General features: G+C 71.6%; 16 protein-coding genes. 4 read left to right on the top strand and 12 right to left on the bottom strand.

The window, feature by feature from the left end; genetic code table 11:
• The first annotated feature begins 67 nt into the window (after positions 1 to 67).
• Both IEJ02_RS05430 and IEJ02_RS05425 read left to right on the top strand, forming a co-directional pair.
• Entirely contained in the window at positions 68 to 2,503 is a 2,436-nt protein-coding gene (locus IEJ02_RS05430; protein WP_223863407.1) for a glycosyl hydrolase family 95 catalytic domain-containing protein, read from the top strand.
• On the top strand, positions 2,500 to 3,702 hold the full coding sequence (locus IEJ02_RS05425; RefSeq protein WP_191063634.1) for an SGNH/GDSL hydrolase family protein: 1,203 nt from the start codon (positions 2,500 to 2,502) through the stop codon (positions 3,700 to 3,702). Before IEJ02_RS05430 ends, IEJ02_RS05425 begins: the two co-directional genes overlap by 4 nt.
• Before the next feature lie 89 nt (positions 3,703 to 3,791).
• Here the strand turns inward: IEJ02_RS05425 and IEJ02_RS05420 are convergent, their stop codons facing one another.
• From IEJ02_RS05420 to IEJ02_RS05380, 9 genes are all read right to left on the bottom strand, one after another.
• The gene (locus tag IEJ02_RS05420) at positions 3,792 to 4,949 is read right to left on the bottom strand and encodes an NAD(P)/FAD-dependent oxidoreductase (RefSeq protein ID WP_191063633.1); all 1,158 of its coding nucleotides are present in this window, start codon (positions 4,947 to 4,949) and stop codon (positions 3,792 to 3,794) included.
• Between the two features lie 23 nt (positions 4,950 to 4,972).
• Positions 4,973 to 5,860, bottom strand: coding sequence for an ABC transporter permease (locus tag IEJ02_RS05415; protein ID WP_317985725.1), 888 nt, complete (start codon positions 5,858 to 5,860; stop codon positions 4,973 to 4,975).
• Positions 5,857 to 6,780 (bottom strand): ABC transporter permease, encoded by a 924-nt coding sequence (locus IEJ02_RS05410; RefSeq protein ID WP_191063632.1) that lies wholly within the window; start codon positions 6,778 to 6,780, stop codon positions 5,857 to 5,859. The genes IEJ02_RS05415 and IEJ02_RS05410 overlap by 4 nt, the downstream gene beginning before the upstream one ends.
• Positions 6,741 to 7,934 (bottom strand): ABC transporter ATP-binding protein, encoded by a 1,194-nt coding sequence (locus IEJ02_RS05405; RefSeq protein WP_317985724.1) that lies wholly within the window; start codon positions 7,932 to 7,934, stop codon positions 6,741 to 6,743. Before IEJ02_RS05405 ends, IEJ02_RS05410 begins: the two co-directional genes overlap by 40 nt.
• Entirely contained in the window at positions 7,931 to 8,971 is a 1,041-nt protein-coding gene (locus tag IEJ02_RS05400) for an ABC transporter substrate-binding protein (protein WP_275558124.1), read from the bottom strand. Before IEJ02_RS05400 ends, IEJ02_RS05405 begins: the two co-directional genes overlap by 4 nt.
• Positions 8,972 to 9,148: 177 nt before the next feature.
• Positions 9,149 to 9,880 carry a GntR family transcriptional regulator gene (locus IEJ02_RS05395; protein ID WP_191063630.1) on the bottom strand — a complete coding sequence of 244 codons (732 nt, stop codon included), beginning with the start codon at positions 9,878 to 9,880 and terminating at the stop codon, positions 9,149 to 9,151.
• Between the two features lie 31 nt (positions 9,881 to 9,911).
• A complete protein-coding gene (locus IEJ02_RS05390) occupies positions 9,912 to 10,232 on the bottom strand; it encodes a hypothetical protein (protein WP_191063629.1) in 321 nt (106 codons plus the stop codon).
• Positions 10,233 to 10,485: 253 nt separating this feature from the next.
• Positions 10,486 to 10,731 (bottom strand): FAD-binding oxidoreductase, encoded by a 246-nt coding sequence (locus tag IEJ02_RS05385; protein WP_191063628.1) that lies wholly within the window; start codon positions 10,729 to 10,731, stop codon positions 10,486 to 10,488.
• A 181-nt stretch (positions 10,732 to 10,912) separates the two neighbouring features.
• Positions 10,913 to 13,993, bottom strand: a complete 3,081-nt coding sequence (locus tag IEJ02_RS05380; RefSeq protein WP_317985723.1) for an AfsR/SARP family transcriptional regulator — start codon at positions 13,991 to 13,993, stop codon at positions 10,913 to 10,915.
• A gap of 257 nt (positions 13,994 to 14,250) precedes the next feature.
• On the opposite strand from IEJ02_RS05380, the gene IEJ02_RS05375 reads away from it, so the two are divergent.
• Positions 14,251 to 14,781 carry a GNAT family N-acetyltransferase gene (locus IEJ02_RS05375; protein WP_191063627.1) on the top strand — a complete coding sequence of 177 codons (531 nt, stop codon included), beginning with the start codon at positions 14,251 to 14,253 and terminating at the stop codon, positions 14,779 to 14,781.
• A 252-nt stretch (positions 14,782 to 15,033) separates the two neighbouring features.
• Here the strand turns inward: IEJ02_RS05375 and amaB are convergent, their stop codons facing one another.
• From amaB to IEJ02_RS05360, 3 genes are read right to left on the bottom strand one after another with little or no spacing between them, the layout of a single operon-like run.
• The gene (gene amaB, locus IEJ02_RS05370; RefSeq protein ID WP_191063626.1) at positions 15,034 to 16,563 is read right to left on the bottom strand and encodes an L-piperidine-6-carboxylate dehydrogenase; all 1,530 of its coding nucleotides are present in this window, start codon (positions 16,561 to 16,563) and stop codon (positions 15,034 to 15,036) included.
• 23 nt (positions 16,564 to 16,586) lie between these two features.
• Positions 16,587 to 17,981 (bottom strand): 2-oxoadipate dioxygenase/decarboxylase, encoded by a 1,395-nt coding sequence (gene hglS / locus IEJ02_RS05365; protein ID WP_191063625.1) that lies wholly within the window; start codon positions 17,979 to 17,981, stop codon positions 16,587 to 16,589.
• A gap of 29 nt (positions 17,982 to 18,010) precedes the next feature.
• Positions 18,011 to 19,231, bottom strand: coding sequence for an NAD(P)/FAD-dependent oxidoreductase (locus IEJ02_RS05360; protein ID WP_191063624.1), 1,221 nt, complete (start codon positions 19,229 to 19,231; stop codon positions 18,011 to 18,013).
• A 124-nt stretch (positions 19,232 to 19,355) separates the two neighbouring features.
• Between IEJ02_RS05360 and IEJ02_RS05355 the strand changes: the two genes are divergently transcribed.
• A complete protein-coding gene (locus IEJ02_RS05355) occupies positions 19,356 to 20,429 on the top strand; it encodes a LysR family transcriptional regulator (protein WP_191063623.1) in 1,074 nt (357 codons plus the stop codon).
• Positions 20,430 to 20,643: the final 214 nt, after the last annotated feature.

Here is a 20,643-nt window from a genome sequence, read left to right as displayed (position 1 = left end):
ACCAAGGGGCCCGGCCCCGCGGCCGGGCCCCTTGCCGATCTGCCGATCTCAGACGACTGGAGCCGCCATGAACCCCCGCCCGACCGACGCCGGCAGAGAACCCGACGGAGACGTCAACGAAGACCTCGACAGAGACTCCGGCACAGACCCCAGCAGACGAACCGCGCTGTCCCTCGCGGCGACGGCCGGACTCACCCTGACCCTCGGCGCCCTGCCCGCCTTCACCGCCTCCGCCGCGCCCCGGCGCCCGGCCGACACCCCGCCGCTCAGCGGTAGCTCACACGACGAGCTGTGGTGGCGGGCCCCCGGCGACGAGGGCTCCCTGATCGAGCAGGGCCTGCCGGTCGGCAACGGCCGCCTCGGCGCCCTCGCGAGCAACGACCCCGGCCGCGAGCTGCTGCTGATCACCGACGCCACGATGTGGACCGGCGGCCTCAACGACACCCTCGATGCCAACGGCCAATTCCCGTACGGCCGGGACGACTTCGGCTCCTTCACCCTGCTGGCCCGGCTCACCGTGGACATCCCCGGCCACGATCTGTCCGGCGTCAACGGCTACCGCCGCGCCCTCGACCTCGCACAGGGACTGGTCACCAGTTCCTACGTCCACTCCGGTGTCACCTACCGGCGCCGGATCTTCGCCAGCCACCCCGACGACGTGATCGTCCTGCACTTCACACAGAGCGGCGGCGGCCGCTACACCGGCAGCGTCACCCTGGAGGGCACCCACGGCGAAAAGCCCTCGCACGCCGAGTCGTTCGGCGCGTCCTTCCCCAACGGCCTGCGGTACGGCGCGGCGGTCACGGCGTACGGCAGCGGCGGCCGGGTCCGGGTGGGCGGCACGCGCATCGACTTCTCCGGCTGCAAGGACCTCACGGTGGTGGTCAGCGGCGGCACCAACTACGCGCCCGACGCCGACAGCGGTTACCGCGATCCCACCCTCGACCCCGAGAAGCTGGCCCGTACGAAGGTGCTCGCCGCCGCCCAGCACTCGGCGGACACCCTGCTGCGCACCCATATCGCCGACTACCGCCGCCTGTACGAGTGGTTCACCCTCTCGCTCGGCACCTCCACGGACGCCCAGCGCTCCCTGGACACCTGGGAGCGCCTCACCGCACGCGCCCGGGACGGGATGCCCGACCCCGAACTGGAGGCCGCCTACCTCCAGTTCGGTCGCTATCTGATGATCTCCGGCTCGCGCGACAGCCTCCCTTTGAACCTCCAGGGCCTGTGGCTGGACGGCAACGATCCGGACTGGATGGGCGACTACCACACCGACATCAACATCCAGATGAACTACTGGATGGCCGATCGCGCGGGGCTGTCCCCGTGCTTCGACGCCTTCGCCGACTACTGCCTCGCCCAGCTCCCGTCCTGGGCCCGGCTCACCCACGACCTCTTCAACGACCCGCGCAACCGCTACCGCAACTCCAGCGGAAAGGTGGCCGGCTGGACCGTCGCCTTCTCCACCAACATCCACGGCGGAAGCGGCTGGTGGTGGCATCCCGCGGGCAACGCCTGGCTGAGCAACAGCCTGTACGAGCACTACGAGTACACCCAGTCGCGGACGTATCTGGCGAAGATCTACCCGCTGCTCAAGGGCGCCTGTGAGTTCTGGGAGGCGCGGCTGCTCACCACCACCCTCCCCGGCACCTCCAGGGAGGTGCTCATCGACGACAGGGACTGGTCGCCCGAACACGGCCCACAGGACGCCAAGGGCATCACCTACGCCCAGGAGCTGGTGTGGGCGCTGTTCGGCAACTTCGCCGCCGCGGCCGCCGAGCTGAAGCAGGACACCGCCTACGCGGACACGATCACCTCACTGCGGAAGAAGCTGTACCTGCCGGAGGTGAGCCCGAAGACCGGCCGGCTCCAGGAGTGGATGTCCCCCGACAACCTCGGGGAGACCACCCACCGCCATCTGTCCCCGCTGATCGGCCTGTTCCCCGGCGACCGCGTCCGCCCCGACGGCTCCACTCCCCAGGAGATCGTGGACGGGGCCACCGCCCTGCTCACCGCGCGCGGCATGAACAGCTTCGGCTGGGCCAACGCCTGGCGGGCCGCGTGCTGGGCGCGGCTGAAGGACGCCGACACCGCGTACCGGCTCGTGGCCAACAACCTCCGCCCGTCCACCGACGGCAGCAACGGCACCGCGTTCAACCTCTTCGACATCTACGAGGTGGACAAGGGGCGTGGCATCTTCCAGATCGACGCCAACTTCGGCACCCCGGCCGCCATGAGCGAGATGCTGCTGTACTCCCGCCCCGGCCACCTGGAACTGCTCCCCGCCCTGCCCGACGCCTGGGCCGCGTCCGGCTCGGTCACGGGACTGGCCGCGCGGGGCGGCTTCGTCGTCGATCTGTACTGGCAGCAGGGGGTGCCGACCTCGGCCACGATCCGCAGCGTCGGCGGCCGCACCACGACGGTGGCCCACGGCTCCACCTCCCGCACGGTCCGCCTGGAGCCCGGCGGGTCCGTCACGCTGAAGGGGTTCGCCCGATGACGGCTCGCCGCGCCGCCATCGGTGGCCTGGGCGTCGTACTGCTCGCGGCCGCCGCGCTGCACGCCACGCCCGCCACGGCGGCGGGCGGCCGACACGACGTCGTCACCTGGGCGGCGAGCGCCGATCGCTTAGGAGACGGGGCACCCGACCGCGGCTATCGGATGGTCGTGCACACCAGCGTCGGCGGGAGCGATCTGCGCATCCGTCTCTCCAACGCCTTCGGCGACCGGCCGCTGACCCTCGACAGCCTTTACGTCGGCGTGCGGAAGTCGGGTGCCGAGCTGAAGCGGGGCAGCAACCGGCGGTTGACCTTCGGCGGCGGACACACCGTCACCATCCCGGCGGGCGAGGTGGTGTTCAGCGACGCCCTGCCCGGCAGCCTGCCCGCCGCCACCAACCTGGTCGTCAGCCTCCACACCCCCGACGCGGCCGGTCCGGCGACGGGCCACGGGATGGCGATGCAGACGTCGTACACGTCCCAGGGCGACCACACGGGGGAGGAGAGCGCCGCGCACTGGACGGACACCACCGGCTCCTGGTTCTACCTCGACGCCGCCACCGTCCGGACCTCCGCCGCGACCGGTGCCGTGGCCGCGCTCGGCGACTCCATCACCGACGGCTGGCAGTCCACCACCGACCTCGACCGCCGCTGGCCCGACTACCTCGCGCGCCGGTTGCGGCAGGCGGCCACCGACGTCAGGGGAGTGGCGAACGAGGGGATCTCCGGCAACAAGGTCCTCGCCGACGGCGCCGGGCAGAGCGCCCTGAACCGGCTCGACCGCGATGTCCTGTCCCTCCCGGGCGTGCGGACCGTGTTCCTCTTCGAGGGGGTCAACGACATCAAGGCGCACACCGGTGTCACCGCCGATGACATGATCGCCGGTTACCGCCGGATCATCGAGCGGGCGCACGTGGCCGGCATGTGCGTGGTCGGTGCCACCGTGGGGCCCTTCAAGGGCTGGAGCGAATGGGACGCGGCCGCCGAGCGGGTACGCCAGGACGTCAACGCCTTCGTTCGCGGCAGCGGCGAGTTCGACGCGGTGACCGACGTCGACCGCGCCCTGCGCAGCCCCTACGACCCCGAGCGCATCCTGCCGTTCTTCGACAACGGCGACCATCTGCACCCCAACGACAAGGGGATGCAGGCGCTGGCCGATGCCATCGACCTCACGGCACTCGACTGCGCCGACGGCCCCTGAGACCCCTCCGACCCGCCGGGCCCCGGGGCGGGGGCCGTCCCCCGCCCCGCGCATCCGAGGCGCCCGGAGCACGGCTCCGGGCGCCCGTCTCACTGCTCGCCCGGGCGGCGGGCCGGTGGTGGCGGGGGCAGGACCGCGCCCGAGGTGAAGCGGCTGGGCCGGAAGTCCTGCAGCAGGGGCGACTCATCGCCGTAGAGCTCGTCCGCGACCAGGCGGCCGAGCAGCGGGGCCAGGGTGATGCCGCTGTGGGTCGCCACCACATAGAACGGAACGTCGGTGGCGGGAAAGCCCGCCACCGTGAAGCCGTCGCCCGGCATGGCGCGCCGGCCGACCCGTACCTTCTCCACCGCGGTGCCCTCGGCGCCGTTCAGCACCTCGGGCAGGCGGGCCAGCATGGCGGTGGCGATCTCGCCGTCGGGCGCGTACGCCTTGGCGGGGTCCGCCGTCGCGTCCAGGTCCAGGGCCTGGAGCAGCAGCCGCCCGCCGCCGTCCGGGCGGGCGTTCAGCCGTGGCCCGGTCAGTACGCGGGACAGCCGCGCGGCCGTCGGCGCGGTGGTGGCGAGGAAGCCGACCGTGGCCGAGCCCGCGAGATCCGGGTCCGCCATGGGGACGTGCGCACCGGCCAGCCGGGCCACCTCCTGTGTCCACCGGCCGGCGCAGCTCACCACCGTGTCCGCCGGGTGGCGGCCGCCGTCGGCGCAGACCACCGTGGTTCCGGCCGCGCCCCGTTCGATCGCGGTGACCCTGGCGCCGCCGACCACCGTCGCGCCACGGTCCCTGGCGGCGCCCAGCAGCCGGGACAGCAGCAGCACGGGCAGGGTGTACGCCTCCTCGGGGAAGAAGGCGTACACGGCGTGGGACGGTGCCGCCGCGAGGTCCGGCTCCAGCTCCCTGGCCCGTTCCGCGGTGATCCACTCCGCCGGGTAGCCCCTGGCCGTCAGCCGCGCCACCCGCGCGGCCAGCACCTCCTTGTGCCGGTCCGTCACCGCCCACTCCAGGTTTCCGGCGGGGAAGAACCACGGCGCGCCGTCCCCGGCCAGCGCGTAGTGTGCGCGGATACCGGCGTGGTTGAGCGCGAAGTACGGCTCCGGCTCCTTGTTCGCGCTGTTGATCCAGGCGAACGAGTTCGCGGTGGTGCCCGCTCCTGGGTGATCGGCCTCCAGCACGGTGACCCGGGCGCCACGCGCGGCCAGCTCCGCCGCCACGGCCGCGCCCACCACTCCGGCTCCGATGACCACAACTCGCACGGGAATCCTCCTTGGCACGAAGGTCAGTGTTCGGGGTCGGCCCCGAACAGATGCGCGACGCCGACGACGCGCTCGATGATGACGACGGCCACCGCGGCGAAGAGCACCATCACGGTGCCGACAGCGGTCACGGTCGGGTCGTAGTTGTACTGGAGGTAGTTGAAGATCCGCACCGGCAGGGTCTGCATGTCCGTGGTCACCACGAACAGCGCGATCGTCAGGTCGTCGAAGGACGTGATCAGGGCGAAGAACGCCCCGGCGATCAGCGGCCCGCGCACGGCGGGCAGCGTCACATGCCAGAACACCTGCGGCGCCTTCGCGCCCAGCCCGGCGGCGGCCAGCTCCGCCGACCGGTCGAGCCCGGCGAGTCCGGCGAGCACCAGGCGCACGGTGTACGGCACGGTCAGCACCAGATGCGCCAGCAGCAGGGTGAGCGGGCTGGAGGCCATGCCGAGCTGGGCGTACCACTGGAGCAGCCCGATGCCGAGCACGATCGTCGGCACGGCGAACGCGCTCGAGAACACCCTGTCCAGCACCGACTTCCCCGGGAACGGATAGCGGTGGATGGCCAGCCCGGCGGCGAGCCCGAGCGCCGTGGACACCACGGCCGCGCCCGCCGCCACGCCGATGCTGAGCAGGAACGAGTCCAGGAACTCGGGGCGGTTCAGCAGCTCCGCGTACCAGTGCAGGGTCAGCCCCTTGGGCGGGAAGGTGACATAGCTGGTCGTGGTGAGCGAGGAGGCGATGGTCACCAGCACGGGCGCCAGCAGGAACAGGCCGACGAGCGCGGCGAACACCGCGCCGAGCAGACGCCTGGCGCGCCCGGCCGCGCCCGCGGCGATCGGCTCGCCCGCAGCCTTGCTCGCCTTGCTCGTCGCCGTCGCCGCTTCCGTTTGCGTTGCCGTGGTCACGCGAACACCTCCTTGCCACCACGCCCGCGCAGCAGCCGGGCGTACACGGCCGTCAGAACCGTCGTCACCACGATCAGGACGAAGCCGATCGCCGCCGCGTACGGCCAGTTCAGATTGGATGTCGCCTCGGTGTAGACGAAGTACGGCATCAGCTTCACCGTGGGCCCGCCCAGGATCGCCGGGGTGACGAAGCTGGAAACCGTCAGGCTGAACACGATCAGCGAACCGGCGAGCATCCCCGGCAAGGACAGCGGGACGGTGATCCGCCAGAAACACGTCCAGCCGCTCGCCCCCAGACCCTTGGCCGCGGGCGTGAGGGCCGGGTCGATCCGGTCCAGACTGCCCATCAGGGGCAGCACCATGTACGCGAGCATCACATGCACCATGCCGACCACGACCGCCGTGTCGTTGTACAGCATCTTGGGCGCCTCCAGGCCCACGGCGTGGAACCCGTCCGCGATCGGCCCCTTCGGCCCGAGCAGCACCAGCCACCCGTATGCCCTGGTCACCATGGAGATGAGCAGCGGCGACAGCAGCACCAGGGAGAGGTAGTTGCGCGCCCTGGGGGAGCGGCCGCGCAGATAGACGGCGAACGGGTAGCCCACCACGAGACAGCCGAGGGTGGTCAGCGCGCCGATCCACAGGGTGTGCCACAGCACATCCCGGTAGAAGGAGTCCCCGAGGAACCGCGTGTAGTTGTGCAGCGTGGGATCGCCCGCCTGGGTGCGGAAGCTGTTGTACACCAGCATGAACAGCGGTGCGATGAAGAGCAGGGCGAGCACCGCGATGGCGGGGGAGGCCAGCAGCAGACCGGTGCGCCACGGGCCGCGCTCCTTGACCGGCCGGGAAACCCCCGGCGCCGGCGCGGAGCCGTCGGGGCTCAGGGCCGGGCCGTCAGCGACGCGTGCTGTGGCTGCCATGCGCAGATCACCTCCTCGCCCAGGCCGGGCACCTCGGAACCGAACGGCAGCGTGGCCTCGACACGGCCCGCGGCCGTGGCCACGACGCAGCGGACACGGGTGCCGAGGAAACGGGTGGCCTCGACGGTGCCGGGAAGCCCCGGCTCCGCCGCCGTACGGTCGGCTGTGCTCGCCGAGTGGCCCTTCCCGGGCACGGCTTGGGGTACGGCCAGCACCCGTACGGCCTCCGGCCGCACATAGAGCCGTACCGCCTCGCCGTCGCCCGGTGCGGTGCCCACCGGTGTCGCCGCGACGAGGTGGGTGTCACCGATCCGGCAGCGGTGCCCTTCGGCGGCCGCCCCCGCCGCGATCCCGTCGAGCACATTGACCTCGCCGACGAACTGCGCCACGAAGTCCGTGGCCGGGCGCAGATACACGGTCTCGGGGACGTCCAGCTGGTGGATCGTACCCTCGGCCATCACCGCGATCCGGTCCGACACCGCGAGCGCCTCGTCCTGGTCGTGGGTGACCAGGATCGTGGTGGTGCCCACCCGGCGCTGGAGGGCGGCGACCTCCTCGCGCAGACGCACCCTGAGCTGGGCGTCGAGGTTGGAGAACGGCTCGTCGAGCAGCAGCAGATCGGGCTGAACGATCAGCGCCCTGGCCAGGGCCGTGCGCTGGCGCTGCCCGCCGGAGAGCTGGCGCGGATAGCGCTCGCCCATGCCGTCGAGCCCCACCAGCTCCAGGGCCTCGGCCGCCCTGCGTCTGCGCTGGGCGGCCCCGACCTTGCGCATCCGCAGGCCGAACGCGATGTTCTCCGCCACCGTCATATGCGGGAAGAGGGCGTACGACTGGAACACCATGCCCATGGCCCGCCGGTTCGCCGGGAGCCGGGTGATGTCGCGGCCGTCCACCTCCACCACGCCGGAGTCGGGCAGCAGATGGCCCGCCACCATGTTCAGCGTGGTGCTCTTGCCGCAACCCGACGGACCGAGCAGGGTGAGGAACTCCCCTGGCTCCATCGTCAGGTCGATGCCACGGACGACCTCCTTGCCGCCGAGGGCCTTGTGGATCCCCTTGAGGACCAGCCGCCCGCGGGTGCTTCCCGCTCGGGTGGCGGTGTCCGCCCCGGCCGGCGCGCTCTCCCTGCCCACGGTGTCCGTCCCCGCGGTCACTTGCTCTCCACCTGCTTGTTCCACTTGTCGGTCCAGGCGGAGCGGTTCTTGTTGATGGTCTTCCAGTCGAGCTTCAGCAGGGAGTCCACCTTGTCGGTGCTGACGACCTTGTTCTTCAGGGCCGGGTCCTCCTTGACGCCCTGGACCACCGAGCCGTCGTAGGTCGCCTTGGCGAGCGCGCGCTGGACGGACGGCTCCAGCAGATGGGCGACGAACTTCTGGGCCAGCTCCTCATGCGGCGCCTTCTTGACCACGTTCGCCGTGGTCACCAGGCCGATCGCACCGTCCTCGGGGTAGACGAACTCGATCGGGAAGTCCTTCTCCGCCAGCGTCGAGGTCCGCGACACCCCCCACACCGAGGCGGCGGCCTGGCCCTGGAGGAAGTAGTTGGACACATCGGCGGTGGTGTCGAACGTCGCCGCGTTCTTGGCGATCTTCTTGACCGCCGTGAGACCGGGGTCGATGTCCTTCTCCGAGCCGCCGTTCGCCTTGGACGCGCCGACCAGCAGCCCTACCCCATAGGTGTTGGTGATCGAGGGGAGGACCACCTTGTCCCTCAGCTTGGGGTTGGCCAGATCCTCCCAGGTGGTGGGCTTGGGGATGCCATGATCCTCGAACCACTCGGGGTTGTAGGCGATGCCCGTGGCCGTCAGCCCGAACCCCACCCCCGAGTCGTTCTCCATCCGGGCGATCTTCGCCACGTGGTCCACCGGCACCACCTTGGTGTCGATCGACGCGAGCAGCCCGGCCTCCAGCGCCTGCGCCTGGGGACCGTCGTCCACCAGCGCCACGTCGATCTGCGGATTGGCGCGCTGCGCCTTGAGTTTGGCGACGGTGTCGGTGGAGGAGCCGGGGATGTAGGTGACCTCGCAGCCGCAGCTCTTCTCGAACGCGGGCAGGACCGAGTCGCGGAACGCCGTCTCGAACGAGCCGCCGTAGCCGGCCACCACCAGGGTGCCTCCCTTTCCGCCACCGGCGGAGGGGCTGGGGGCGCCGCAGCCGGTGACGGCGACGGTGAGCGCGAGGGCACTGGTCACGGCACACAGGGTGGGCAGGGCTGATCGGGGGGATGGCATGGCTACCTCCTGCGATGAGAGATGGAAGTGCCGTTCCCGCTCCCGCGACCGGAGGAGGCGGGAGGGAAGGGGGAAACGAGGGGTGGCCGAGGGGAGAGAGGAAGCGGGGAAACGCTGCGGCGGGGAGGCGAACAGGGATCAGCGGAGCGGGCCTTGGAGCGAGGTCTCCACGTAGAAGCGGGATGTGTCGGTCGGCAGGATGATTTCGAGGTGTTCGACCACCTCGTCGTTCTCCGCCCAGGTGACGCGCAGCCAGCGGAAGACCGCGGCACCCGGCGTCAGGCCGAAGAGCCCGGCGTGCTCCTCGTCCAGGGCGTACGGCTCCACGTAGAGCCGTGAGCGTTGCAGTGGCACGCCCCGGTCGCGGAGGTACATATGGCTCGTGATGCTGACCAGATCCTGGTCGAGCAGGTCGGGGGCGAACCTGAAGGGCAGCACGGCGAGCTCCGTGCTGGTCACGCGGCTGCCGTCGGGGCTCAGCTTGTGGCGATCGAGCTGCACGACGGCGTCGTTGTCGTCCAGGCCGGGCAGCCGCAGGGCCGCGCCGCCCGCGGGCAGGACCTTGGCGCTGATCACCCGGTGGTCGCCGTGGGTTTCGGGCCCGCTGGTCAGCACGCCCGCGGAGCGGAGCAGATTCTCCTCATCGGTGGTCTGTGCGACGAACGTGCCGTGCCTGCGGTACCGGACGACCAGCCCGGCGTCCACGAGCTCGCGCAGCGCGCGCTGCACGGTGATCCGCGAGACACCGAACCGTTCTCCGAGCTCGGCCTCGGTGGGCACCCGGGTCCCGGGCTGCCACCGGCCGTCCCGGATGTTGCTCTCCAGCTCCCGGCGGATCTGCTCGTACAGCGGGAGGTCGCGTTCGGCCATGCGAAGAGAGTGATCTCATCCAATTGATATGTCAATACGTTGGATGGATATGACCGCCGTGATGCGAGCCCGGAAGCCGGATCGCGGCGGTAACGGCGAGGCGAGCGATCCCGGAACCGCCCTCGGGGATGCCGAGGTTCTGGCTGTACTCGGCCGCGTCAATGGTCGGCTCAGCTCCACCTGAACGTTCAGCGCCGGGACATGTACAGGTCCAGGGCCTTGTGAGCCCTCCTCTCCTCGACTCACGAGCCCACTGAGGCGTGCGAAGGGCGATGCCGAGCATGTTGACCATGGCGAGGGCTGCCATCGGGATCCAGGTGGTGGCCGGGCCGAGGGCGAGAAGTGTGGTCATGAGGGCCCGGAGGGTGCTCGCCCAGCCGCTCGTGGGGGCGTGCTCTGAGGGGGCGTCGTGTTCTGGTGTGGCGTTGGCGGAAGTGGCGTGAGTGCCGCCTGAGGCGTCGAGCCGTGTCAGGATCGCCGCGGCGGCGAACGACAGGGCGTTGATGGCGACGATCGCGGTGTATCCGTTCGTCCCGCCGACCGCGACAGCGAGACTCGCGCCGATCAGTCTGTCAAGCCCCCTGCGGAACGTCAGGTGCCGGGTCTTAGTCCGCCCACGAGGTCTCGGCGGCGAGGATGAACACGGCGTTGCGGTGGACGAACGCCGTCGCGTCCGGCGGCACTTGGTTGATCCGGGGCACGGCGGGCAGCCCCACCGTCCGGGCCCAGCGGACCGCCGTACGGACGTCCCTGGTGGTGCCGCACGCCACGATTCCCGCCGGCCGGATCCCGGCGTACCGGTGGTTGAACGGAAGCGTGCCTGCCCGCAGTACGTTCCGTCTGTTGATCAACGTGGCAGCCCTCACAAGACGCGCGCTTCGGAGACGTGATCGCCTCCGCCCGCGCCAAGTCAACCGGTGCTCGGCCGGCACAGCCGCACATCGGCTTCCGCCGACAGGTCCGCAACCCGAAAGGATGCCGACCTGCCGCTGAACGCCCCAGCTCGTATGAAGAAGGAGGCCCGCCGTAGGGTCAGGGGCTCCACCAGACCCAGGACATCTCGGCCTTGCGCCGGCACGCGCGGGCTCTGTCCGGCTGCCCCAGTCGCTCCAATGCCTGGCCCAGCACACTCAGGATCGACCCGCGGCGCCACTTGTTGCCGATGGAGCCGAGAGCCAGTGCCTGCTCGGCATGTGTGGCCGCCTCGGCCGGGTGGTTCGCCGCGAGGTACACCTCGGCCAGCCGGGCGTGGGTGGAACCCTCCCAGAGCCGCTGCCGGTTGTCGCGGAACGTGTTGAGCGCCTCCAGCAGTTCGGTCAGTGCCGCAGCATGCCGTCCTGCCCGGTGCAGGGCGATTCCCAGGGCGAGTTGGCCATTGGCGATGCGCCAGGTGCTGCCCAGGCTCCGCCGGAGGTCGACTCCCCGCGCGGCGAGGTCGACGGCGCTGTCGGCCCGGCCCGTGGCGGCGTGCACGCGGGAGAGATTGGACAACACACCGGCCACGCAGGCGAGGTTGTCGTCGGCCCGGAAGCCGCGCAGTGCCTCGCGGAGGTGTGTTTCCGCGTCGTCGTAGCGCTGCTGGTAGATCGCTACGACGCCACGTACGTTCACGGCGTGGCAGGCGGTGGTCAGGTCGCCCGCGGCAGTCGCGAGCAGGCCCGCGCGGCGGGCGTCGTCGTCGGCCTGCTGCTGCCCCCTGGTGACGGGGAACATCCCCGCCAGGGCCAGGCGGGCCCGGCCCTCCGCGGCCGTGTCCCCGGCGATATGGGCGGCATGGCCCACCGAACGGGCCGCCGCCTCGTACTGGAGGTAGTGCGTACCGGACTCGACCAGGTCCCTGGTGACCAGGAGGAGGTCCGCCGCGCGGCGCACGGCGCCTCTCTCCGGGGACTTGGCGCCCTGCTGGGCGCAGGTGAGGAGGCAGTCCGCTTCGCTGAGGAGCCAGTCCAGCGCGGTGCGGGCGCCCCCGAAGTCCTGCCCGGGGTGGTCGGTGGACAACAGATGGCCGACGAGCCGGTCTCCCGGCCGTCCCATCGCGTACACGCGCGCCGCCGAGGCCACGTAGAAGTCCCGCATGCGCGACATCGCGGCCGCTCGGCCTGCCGGCGGCTCATCCCGCTCGGCGCGGTCGCGCGCGTAGATGCGAACGAGGTCGTGGTAACGGTAGCGGCCGGGCTCGGGCGAATGCAGCAGGCTGGTATCGACGAGCGACTCGAGTAATCGCTCCGCCTCTTGGGCGGTGACGCCGAGGATGGCCGTGGCCGCGGCCAGGGAGATGTCCGGTCCGTAGGCGAGCGCGAGCAGCCGGAAGGCCCGCGCCTGCGAGGGCCCCAGTTGCGCGTATCCGAACTCGAAGCTCGTCTTGACGGCCAGGTCCCCGGCCCGCAGTTCGTGCAGGCGGCGGTGGGCGTCGGCCAGGCGGTCGGTCAGGTTGCGCACGGTCCAGGCGGGGCGGGTCGTCAGCCGGGCGGCGGCGATCCTGATGGCCAGGGGCAGATAGCCGCAGGCGGCGACGGCCTGGCGGCAGGCGCGGGGCTCGGCCGCGGCCCGCTCGTCGCCGATGATGCGGGTGAACAGGGCCAGCGCCTCGGACTGGGCCATGGTGCTGAGGTCGACCACATGGGCGCCGTCGAGCCCGGTCATCGGGGCGCGGCTGGTGATCAGCGTGGCGCAGCTCGGAGAGCCGGGCAGCAGCGGGCGCACCTGCGCCGTGTCATGGGCGTTGTCCAGCAGGACCAGCACCCGGCGGTCGGCCAGGATCGAGCGGTACAGCGCCGCCCGCTCCTGTAACCCCTCCGGGACCTCCGCGGGCGGGGTGCCCAGCGCACGGAGGAAGGTGCCCAGTACGGCCGCGGGATCGGCGGGCTGGGCGTTGTGGCCGATGAGATCGACGAACAGCTGCCCGTCGGGGAACCGCTCCCGGACCTCCTGCGCGACGCACACGGCCAGGGCCGTCTTGCCCACCCCGCCGAGCCCCTGCACCACGGAGATCGCCATCACCGTCCCCTGGGCGAGCGGCAGCCGCTTCCGCAAGGTGTCCATGACGGCGGCGCGCCCGGTGAAGTCGGCGAGCTTCGCCGGGAGTTGCGCCGGACGCGGCGCGGGGGAGGGTGAGGCCGTGGGCACCGCTTTGGCCCCGGCGGGGAGCCTTCGTGGCCCGGCGAGCGTGGGGTCGGCGCGCAGGATGCGCTGATGGAGCCGGGCGAGTTCGGCGCTGGGCGCCACGCCCAGTTCCTCGGACAGCAGGCGGCGGGTGTCGGTGTACACACCCAGCGCCTCCGCCTGTCGGCCGCTGCGGTAGAGCGCCGTCATCAGCAGTGTGCGCAGCCGCTCGCGCAGCGGGTGCTCCGCGGTCAGCGCGGTCAGCTCCGAGACCGCATCGGTGTGCAGGCCCAGTTCCAGGTCGAGCTCGAGGCGCGCCTCCAACAGCGACAGGCGCCACTGCTCCAGACGGGCGCGCTGGGCCTCGGCGTACGGGCCGGGAACTCCGGCCAGCGGCTGTCCCTCCCACAGCTCCGCCGCCATGTGCAGCAGTTTCCGCGCGCCGGTCAACTCCCCTTCCGCCGTGGCACGTTCCGCCCGTGCCTCGTAGCTCTCGCACACCGCGAGGTCCAGTGCCCCGGGCCGTATCCGCAGTGCGTACCCGCCGGCCTCCGACACCAGGACGCCGGGCCCCAGCGCTCGGCGAAGACGGAAGGCGTGGGTACGTAAGCTGGCGATCGCCTGAGGCGGTGGGGCGTCGCCCCACACCCCGTCGACCAGCTCGCCCGCGGTGGCGGTGCGCCCCCGCAGCAGGAGCACACACAGCACGGCGCGCTCCAGCGGCCTGAGGACCGGGAGCGCCTGCTCGCCACGCCAGATGCGAACGGGCCCCAGTACGGCGAACCGCAACGCCGAGTCCGCGCCACCGGATGCCGAGGGGCCGCGGTGCCGCTGGGGGAGGGGGAACCCGAGGTGTTCCAGTGGCGCACCGAACATGTCCTCCAGCACCCGTTGGCTCGACGGCCCGGGGTACGGCGGATCAGGCTCACGCCACCGGTGGAATTGCCGGGCCGTCACCTGTTCCGGCTCTCCCAGACGGGCGGCGACATTGGCGTAGACCGCGAGAAACACCGCGGGGTGACTCCACTGACGCTCTTCGCACAGTCGCCCGAATACGGTTCGCCCCAATGCCGCCACGTCCCGGTGCCGCCGATTCCGTTCTGCCAGACGCTCGAAAACACCGTAGTCCCAGGCCGAACCACTCGCAGTACACAATCGGCCGAAAGTCTGATGCAAAATTCCCGATCGCCCGGGGAATTTCGCAATCCGCTTGAGCGCCCATTCGATCGACCGGCGGTTCCGGGTATTTTTCTGCCTAGACTTCCGCCGTGAACGACACCACACACACCATACGGATCAGACCGGGCAATGTGGCCGACGCGCCGGCGGTGCTGGACATGCTCGACGCCGCGGTGGTCTGGATGAACGATCGTGGCAACACCGAGCAGTGGGGCACGATGCCGTACTCGCGGAGGCCCGGCGGGGTGGCGCGGGTCGAGCGGTATCTGACCGAGAACGCCCCATTCATCGCGGAGTCGGACGGAGTGCCCGTCGGAGCCCTGGTGCTGGACTCCGGGCCCAGTCCGCAGATGCCGATCGCCCCGGCCGGCGAACCCGAGCGATACGTCCGGCTGCTGGTCTCCGACCGACGGCACGCCGGCCGGGGCATCGGGGCGGCGCTGCTGGCCCATGCCGCGGAGGAGACCCGGCGGGCCGGCGTGGAGCTGCTGCGGGTCGATTGCTGGGCGGGCGGCGGGGGCGAACTGGTCGCGTTCTACGAGCGCAACGGTTTCACGCCCACCGAGCGCTTCCTGTCCGGGGAGTGGCCGGGGCAGGTACTGGCGCGGCGGGTCGACTGATGTGTGCGGGGCGCCGCCGCATGCGGTCGGCGCCCCGGCCCCGTTAACTCGCCGTCCGCTTCGGCGGCCGGGCGCGGGCTGAATCATGGTGGGGAATGCGGTTCGAACCCACGAGGAGGGCGAAGCACGGTAGCGGTGTTTCGGAGGTGATGCGCTCGGCAGCGCATACCCTGTCCCACCGCACGCCTTTTCGGCCGGTGTGCGTCCCAGGCCCCGGACCACCGTCCGCGCCCGAGTGAGAGAGATGCCTGATCAGAGGAAGCTGACGCCCTGGGCGAGGGAGAGCTCGCTGGAGTAGTTGATGGTGTTGGTGGCCGAGCGCATATACGCCTTCCAGGCGTCGGAGCCGGACTCCCGGCCGCCGCCGGTGTCCTTCTCGCCGCCGAAGGCCCCGCCGATCTCGGCTCCGGAGGTGCCGATGTTGACGTTGGCGATGCCGCAGTCGGAGCCGGCGGCGGACAGGAAGACCTCGGCTTCGCGCTGGTCGCGGGTGAAGATGCTGGACGACAGGCCCTGGGGGACGTCGTTGTGCAGCGCGATCGCCTCCTCCAGGGTGTCATACGTGAGGACGTACAGGATCGGTGCGAAGGTCTCCTCCCGTACCACGTCCGTCTGTGCGTCGACGCGGACGAGGACCGGCTCGACATAGGCGGCCGCGGGGGCGGCCTCGGCCAGGCGCCGGTTGCCACCCGCCAGGATCTTGCCGCCCTGGGCCTGGGCGCGGGTGAGGGCGCTGTTCATGGTGTCGAGGGCCGCGGGGGAGATGAGCGGGCCGACCAGCGTGGTGTCCTCGAACGGATCGCCGATGGGGAGCCTGCCGTAGGCGGCGGTCAGCCGCCCGACGAGGGTGTCGGCGATGTCGCGGTGCACGATGAGGCGGCGCAGCGTCGTACAGCGCTGGCCCGCGGTGCCGGCCGCGGCGAAGACGATGCTCTGGACGGCGAGGTCGAGATCGGCGGACGGGGCGACGATCGCCGCGTTGTTGCCGCCCAGTTCCAGCAGGCTGCGGCCGAAGCGGGCGGCGACGCGGGGGCCGACCTCGCGGCCCATGCGGGTGGAGCCGGTGGCGCTGACGAGCGCGACGCGCGGGTCGTCGACAAGCTTCTCACCGACCGCGCGATCGCCGAGCAGCAGGCGGTGTACGTCGCGGGGCGCGCCGACTTCGTCGGCGGCCCGGGCGAGCAGGTGGTCGCAGGCCAGGGAGATCAGCGGGGTGAGCTCCGAGGGCTTCCAGATCACGGTGTCGCCGCAGACGAGGGCGACGGCGGTGTTCCACGACCACACGGCGGCGGGGAAGTTGAAGGCGGAGATGACGCCCACCACACCGAGCGGGTGCCAGGTCTCGGCCAGCCGGTGGCCGGGGCGTTCGGAGGCGATCGTACGGCCGTACAGCTGCCGGGACAGGCCGACCGCGAAGTCGCAGATGTCGATCATCTCCTGGATCTCGCCGAGCGCCTCGGAGCGGATCTTGCCCGCCTCGATGGTGACGAGGTCGGCCAGGTCGCTCTTGTGTTCGCGCAGCAACTCACCGAGACGGCGCACGAGTTCACCGCGGCGCGGTGCGGGCGTGGTGCGCCAGGTGAGGAAGGCCGTACGGGAGGCGGCGATGGCGTCTTCGGCGTCGGCGTCGGTGGCGGCGGTGAGCCCGAAGAGGTTCTCGCCGGTGAGCGGTGTACGGGCGGAGAAGTCGCCGCCCTCGGCGACCTCGACGCCGATGGTGTCGAGGGCGGTGCGGGCGCGGGTGCGCAGGTCGTCCGTGGTGGGCAGTGCGGTGCTGGTCATGGCGGTCCTCCGGGGGTGAGGTGTCAGCTGAGGCTGGTGAGGCCCAGCTCACGGGCGACGTGTGCGAGGGAGTCGTTCTGCTGCCGCGCGTAGAGGGCGAAGGGGTCCAGGACGTCGCGGCCGATGGCGCCGGAGAGCCAGTCCGCGTCGTAGGCCGTGCCCTGCTGGTCGCTGTGGCGGGTGCCCTCGCCGCTGAGGTTGGACTGGAAGATGCCGGCGGCGGAGCGGGGCAGGAAGTCCTCGTAGACGATGGGTTCGGCGCGCACCCAGCCCTGCCGCAGCAGTTCGCCGAGGCCGGTGGGTGGCCGGCCGCCGTCGCGGGGCCGGTCGGGGCGGAGGTGGTAGGTGAAGTGGGCCAGCCCCTGGGCGGCGAGTTCGTGTTCGCTGTCGGGCAGGTGCCGCTCCCACACGGCGCGGGCGATCTCGCCCCGGGGCGCCGAGGGGTCCCGGGACGCCTGCTCGTCCACGTGGCCGAGGAGCTCGTCGTAGAGGGCGCGGCCCTCGCGGGTGAGGGCGATGCCGCGGGCCTCGACCTCACCGAAGCGGACCCTCAGGGCGCCGCTGATGACACTGCCGTCCGGGGTCCGCATCGCGCGGGGTTCGGCCAGGGCCCGGAAGGAGGTCTGGCGCAGCAGCACGTCGGGGCCCTTCCAGGCGGGCGGGCCCTGGATGGTGTCGATCATCTCGATGCCGCGGTCGGTCATGCGCCGGTACAGCTCGTCGATGTCGAGGACGCGCGGGGTGAGGTGGTTGATGTGGGTGCTGCGTACACCGCCGATGTCCGCGGCCACGGCGGAGATCCGCTCCAGGGTCTCGTACCAGCTCTTGTCGACCGGCTCGGCGGACAGCTCGAATGCCCGCACGGCGAGGTGCAGGAACCGCTCGGCCGCCTCCCGGGGCAGCTCCCGCTCGGCGGTGGCACGGTCGGCCAGCGCGAGCAGCTCGGGGGGAAAGAGCTCGCGGTCCGCGAGGAAGGCCTCCAGGCGCGAGCGCAGCTCGGCGTCGAAGAAACGGGGGTCGGCCGGGGTGAGCATGGAAGTGAACACCCGGAAGGGATTGCGCGCCAGTTCCTCGCCGTCCACCGGCCGGAAGGCGGTGGAGACGACGGGGACGGCGCTGGCCGCGGCCTCCCGCAGGTCGTAGAAGCCCACCGGGTGCATGCCGAGGGCGCCGAAGATCCGGGCCACTTGCCCCAACTCCCGTGGCGTGCCCACACGGATGGCCCCGTGCCGCTCGGCGGTCACCCGGCCGATGGACCCGAGGCGTGTCGCGTCGGCTCCCCGCGCGCGCAGAACGTCCTCGTTGACCTCGCGCGAGACGTCCACGAGCGTGGTGTAGGCGGGGACCTCCCGCCCGTACATCTCCGACAGCCGCGCCGCGAACGCGGCCCTCAGCTGCCACTGACTGAGCGTTGACATGGTTCGGCCTTTCGATCGGGGTTCACAGTTCACACCACGTGTGCTTCGGGGCGGATCCCGGCGCCGAGGCGGAACCGGTCGGCGCTGAGCGGGGAGATGTCGGTGAACGGCTCCCGCTCCAGGTACAGATCGCGCACGACCTCGCCGACCGCGGGTGCCTGAAGGAAGCCGTGGCCGGAAAACCCGGCGGCGTAGAGGAAGTTGGGCAGCTCGCCGGACCGGCCGATCAGCGCGTTGTGGTCCGGCGTGACCTCGTACAGACCGGCCCATCCGCCGGCGGTCTCCATGCCGGCCAGGGCCGGGGCGCGGTGGCGGGCGACGCTGCGGAACAGCTCCAGCCACTCCGGTGTCCAGGTGGTGTCGAAGCCCTCCTCCTGGCCGGGGTCGGCCAGCCCGAGCAGCAGACCGTCGTCGCTGTTGTGGAAGTAGGCGGTCGAGGAGAAGTCGATGGTGAACGGGATGCGCGGGGCGGGCGGTGTGATCGGCGCGGTGAACGCCAGCTGCCGTTTCACCGGCCGGACCGGGAGGTTGACGCCGGCCATCTCCCCGATCCGCGCCGACCAGGCACCCGCCGCGCAGATCACGGTGGAGCACGCGATGCGGCCGTGGCTGGTGTGCACACCGACGACCCGGTCCCCGGCCGTGTCGAGGCCGCACACCACGGTGTGGGTGGCGAGGGTGACGCCGGCCCGGGCCGCGGCCCGGGCGTACCCCTGGACGACCAGCCCGGGGCGGGCGTGCCCGTCGGCGGGGGAGTACGCGGCGGCCACGAGGCCGTCGGTGGCGAGATAGGGACACAGGCGCTGGGCCTCGTCGGGGCTGATCATGCGGCTGGGCACGCCCAGGCCGTTCTGGAGCCGGACCCCGGCCTCGAAGTCACTCGCCTGCCGTGCGCTGTCGAGCAGGAAGAGGTAGCCGACGGTGTCGAGCCGGATGTCGGCGCCGGGCCGGTGGCGGAACTCCTGGTAGGCACGCAGGCTGCGGCTGCCCAGCTCGATATTGAGCGGATCGGAGAACTGGGCGCGTACACCGCCGATCGGCTTGCCCGAACTGCCGCAGCCGAGGTCGCCGCGCTCGACGACGACGATGTTCGTCACCCCGGCCTCGGCGAGGTGAAACGCGGTGCTCGCACCCATCACGCCGCCACCGACGATCACAACATCGGCGGAGGCGGGAACGGTGCGGAAGGCGGAGGAGGACAACAGACCACTCCCTTCCGAGGCCGCCTCGCCGGGCGAGGACGGGGCCATGCCCGGGGGGCGGCGGGGCTGTCAGGACAGAGCGATGCCGAACAGCTATCTCCGCGTCATCGTGCAGCACACAAACGTTGACGTCCATCAACAGTCCATGCTTCTGATCTTTTAGGATCCCTATATGGACTGGACGAGTGCGCAGCTGCGTTCGCTGGTGGAACTGACCAGACGCGGCACCATCACCGCGGTCGCGCAGGCCCTGGGGTACACCCCCGGCGGGGTCTCACAGCAGATCACCGCCCTGGAGAAGGCCACCGGCACCCAACTGCTGCGGCGGGTGGGACGCCGGGTCGAACTCACCGACGCCGGGGCGACCCTGGCCCTGCACGCCGAGCGCATCCTCACCACGGAGGCCGAGGCCGTCGAAGCGCTGGAGCGCATCCGGAACGAGATCTCCGGAACGCTGCGGGTCGGGCTCTTCGCCACGGCCGCCGCCGAGATCCTGCCGCCCGCCCTGCGGCAGGTGCGCGAGAAGCACCCCGGAGTGACCGTGCGCAGCCGGGACATGGACGTGGACGAGGTGTACGACGCGGTGGCCGGCGGGAGCGTGGACCTGGCGCTGGGGCTGGACTACCCGGACGTGCCCATCCCGCGGGATCCGTCCCTGCGGGTGCGGGAGCTGTCCAGGGAACGCTTCTCGCTCGCGGTTCCCACCGGAACCATGTCCGGGAGGTCCGGCAGGTCCGGTCGACCGGGTCAGTCCGGCAGGTCCGGGCGATCGGGTCAGCCCGGCAGGTCCGGTCAGTCCGGCAGGTCCGGTCGGCGGAAGGTCTCGCTCGCCGACACCAGGGACCTGGGATGGATCCTGCCGTCAGCCGGCAGCTACTACGGCCGCGCCGTGCTCACCGCCTGCCGCCGCGCCGGTTTCGAACCGCAGGTGCTGCACGAAGTGACGGACACGGCCGCCACCCTGGCCCTGGTCGAGGCCGGCGTCGGGGTCAGCGTGGTGACGGACCTGATGCTCCGGCTGCGCCCGTCCTGCCTCGATGTGCTGGAGCTGCACGAGACGATGGAACGCCACATCGTGGTGGTGTGCCGCTCCTTCGCCGAGCACCGGCCCACGGTGGCCGCGCTCGTCGATGTCCTGCGCGCCTCGGCGGGCCGGCGGCCATCCGGGCGTCAGCAGCGAAGAGGGAACACGCTGGCCGACACCGATGAGCCGGAGCCGCACACCGCGCGGGCGCCCATGCGATAGCCGCATCGCGGTGTCGGCTCGGCCCGGCCGGGGCCACCGCGGGCTCAGCGGTTCGGAGGGGCCGACGGCGGCGGGGCCGGATCGGGGGCCGGACTCCGGTACGCGGCCAGCAGGTCGCCCGTCTACCCGCTGACCCGGTGGTCGCCGATCCAGCCGCGCCGGGACGGTTCGACCGGGGTCCGCCAGGTGGGTATCACGGTCGGCAACCGGTCGC

The sequence above is a fragment of the Streptomyces sp. 5-10 genome, assembly GCF_014712245.1.
Taxonomy (GTDB): Bacteria; Actinomycetota; Actinomycetes; order Streptomycetales; family Streptomycetaceae; genus Streptomyces; species Streptomyces violaceusniger.
The sequence above is the reverse complement of the archived record's forward strand: the minus strand, read 5'-3'. Positions and strand labels throughout refer to the sequence as shown.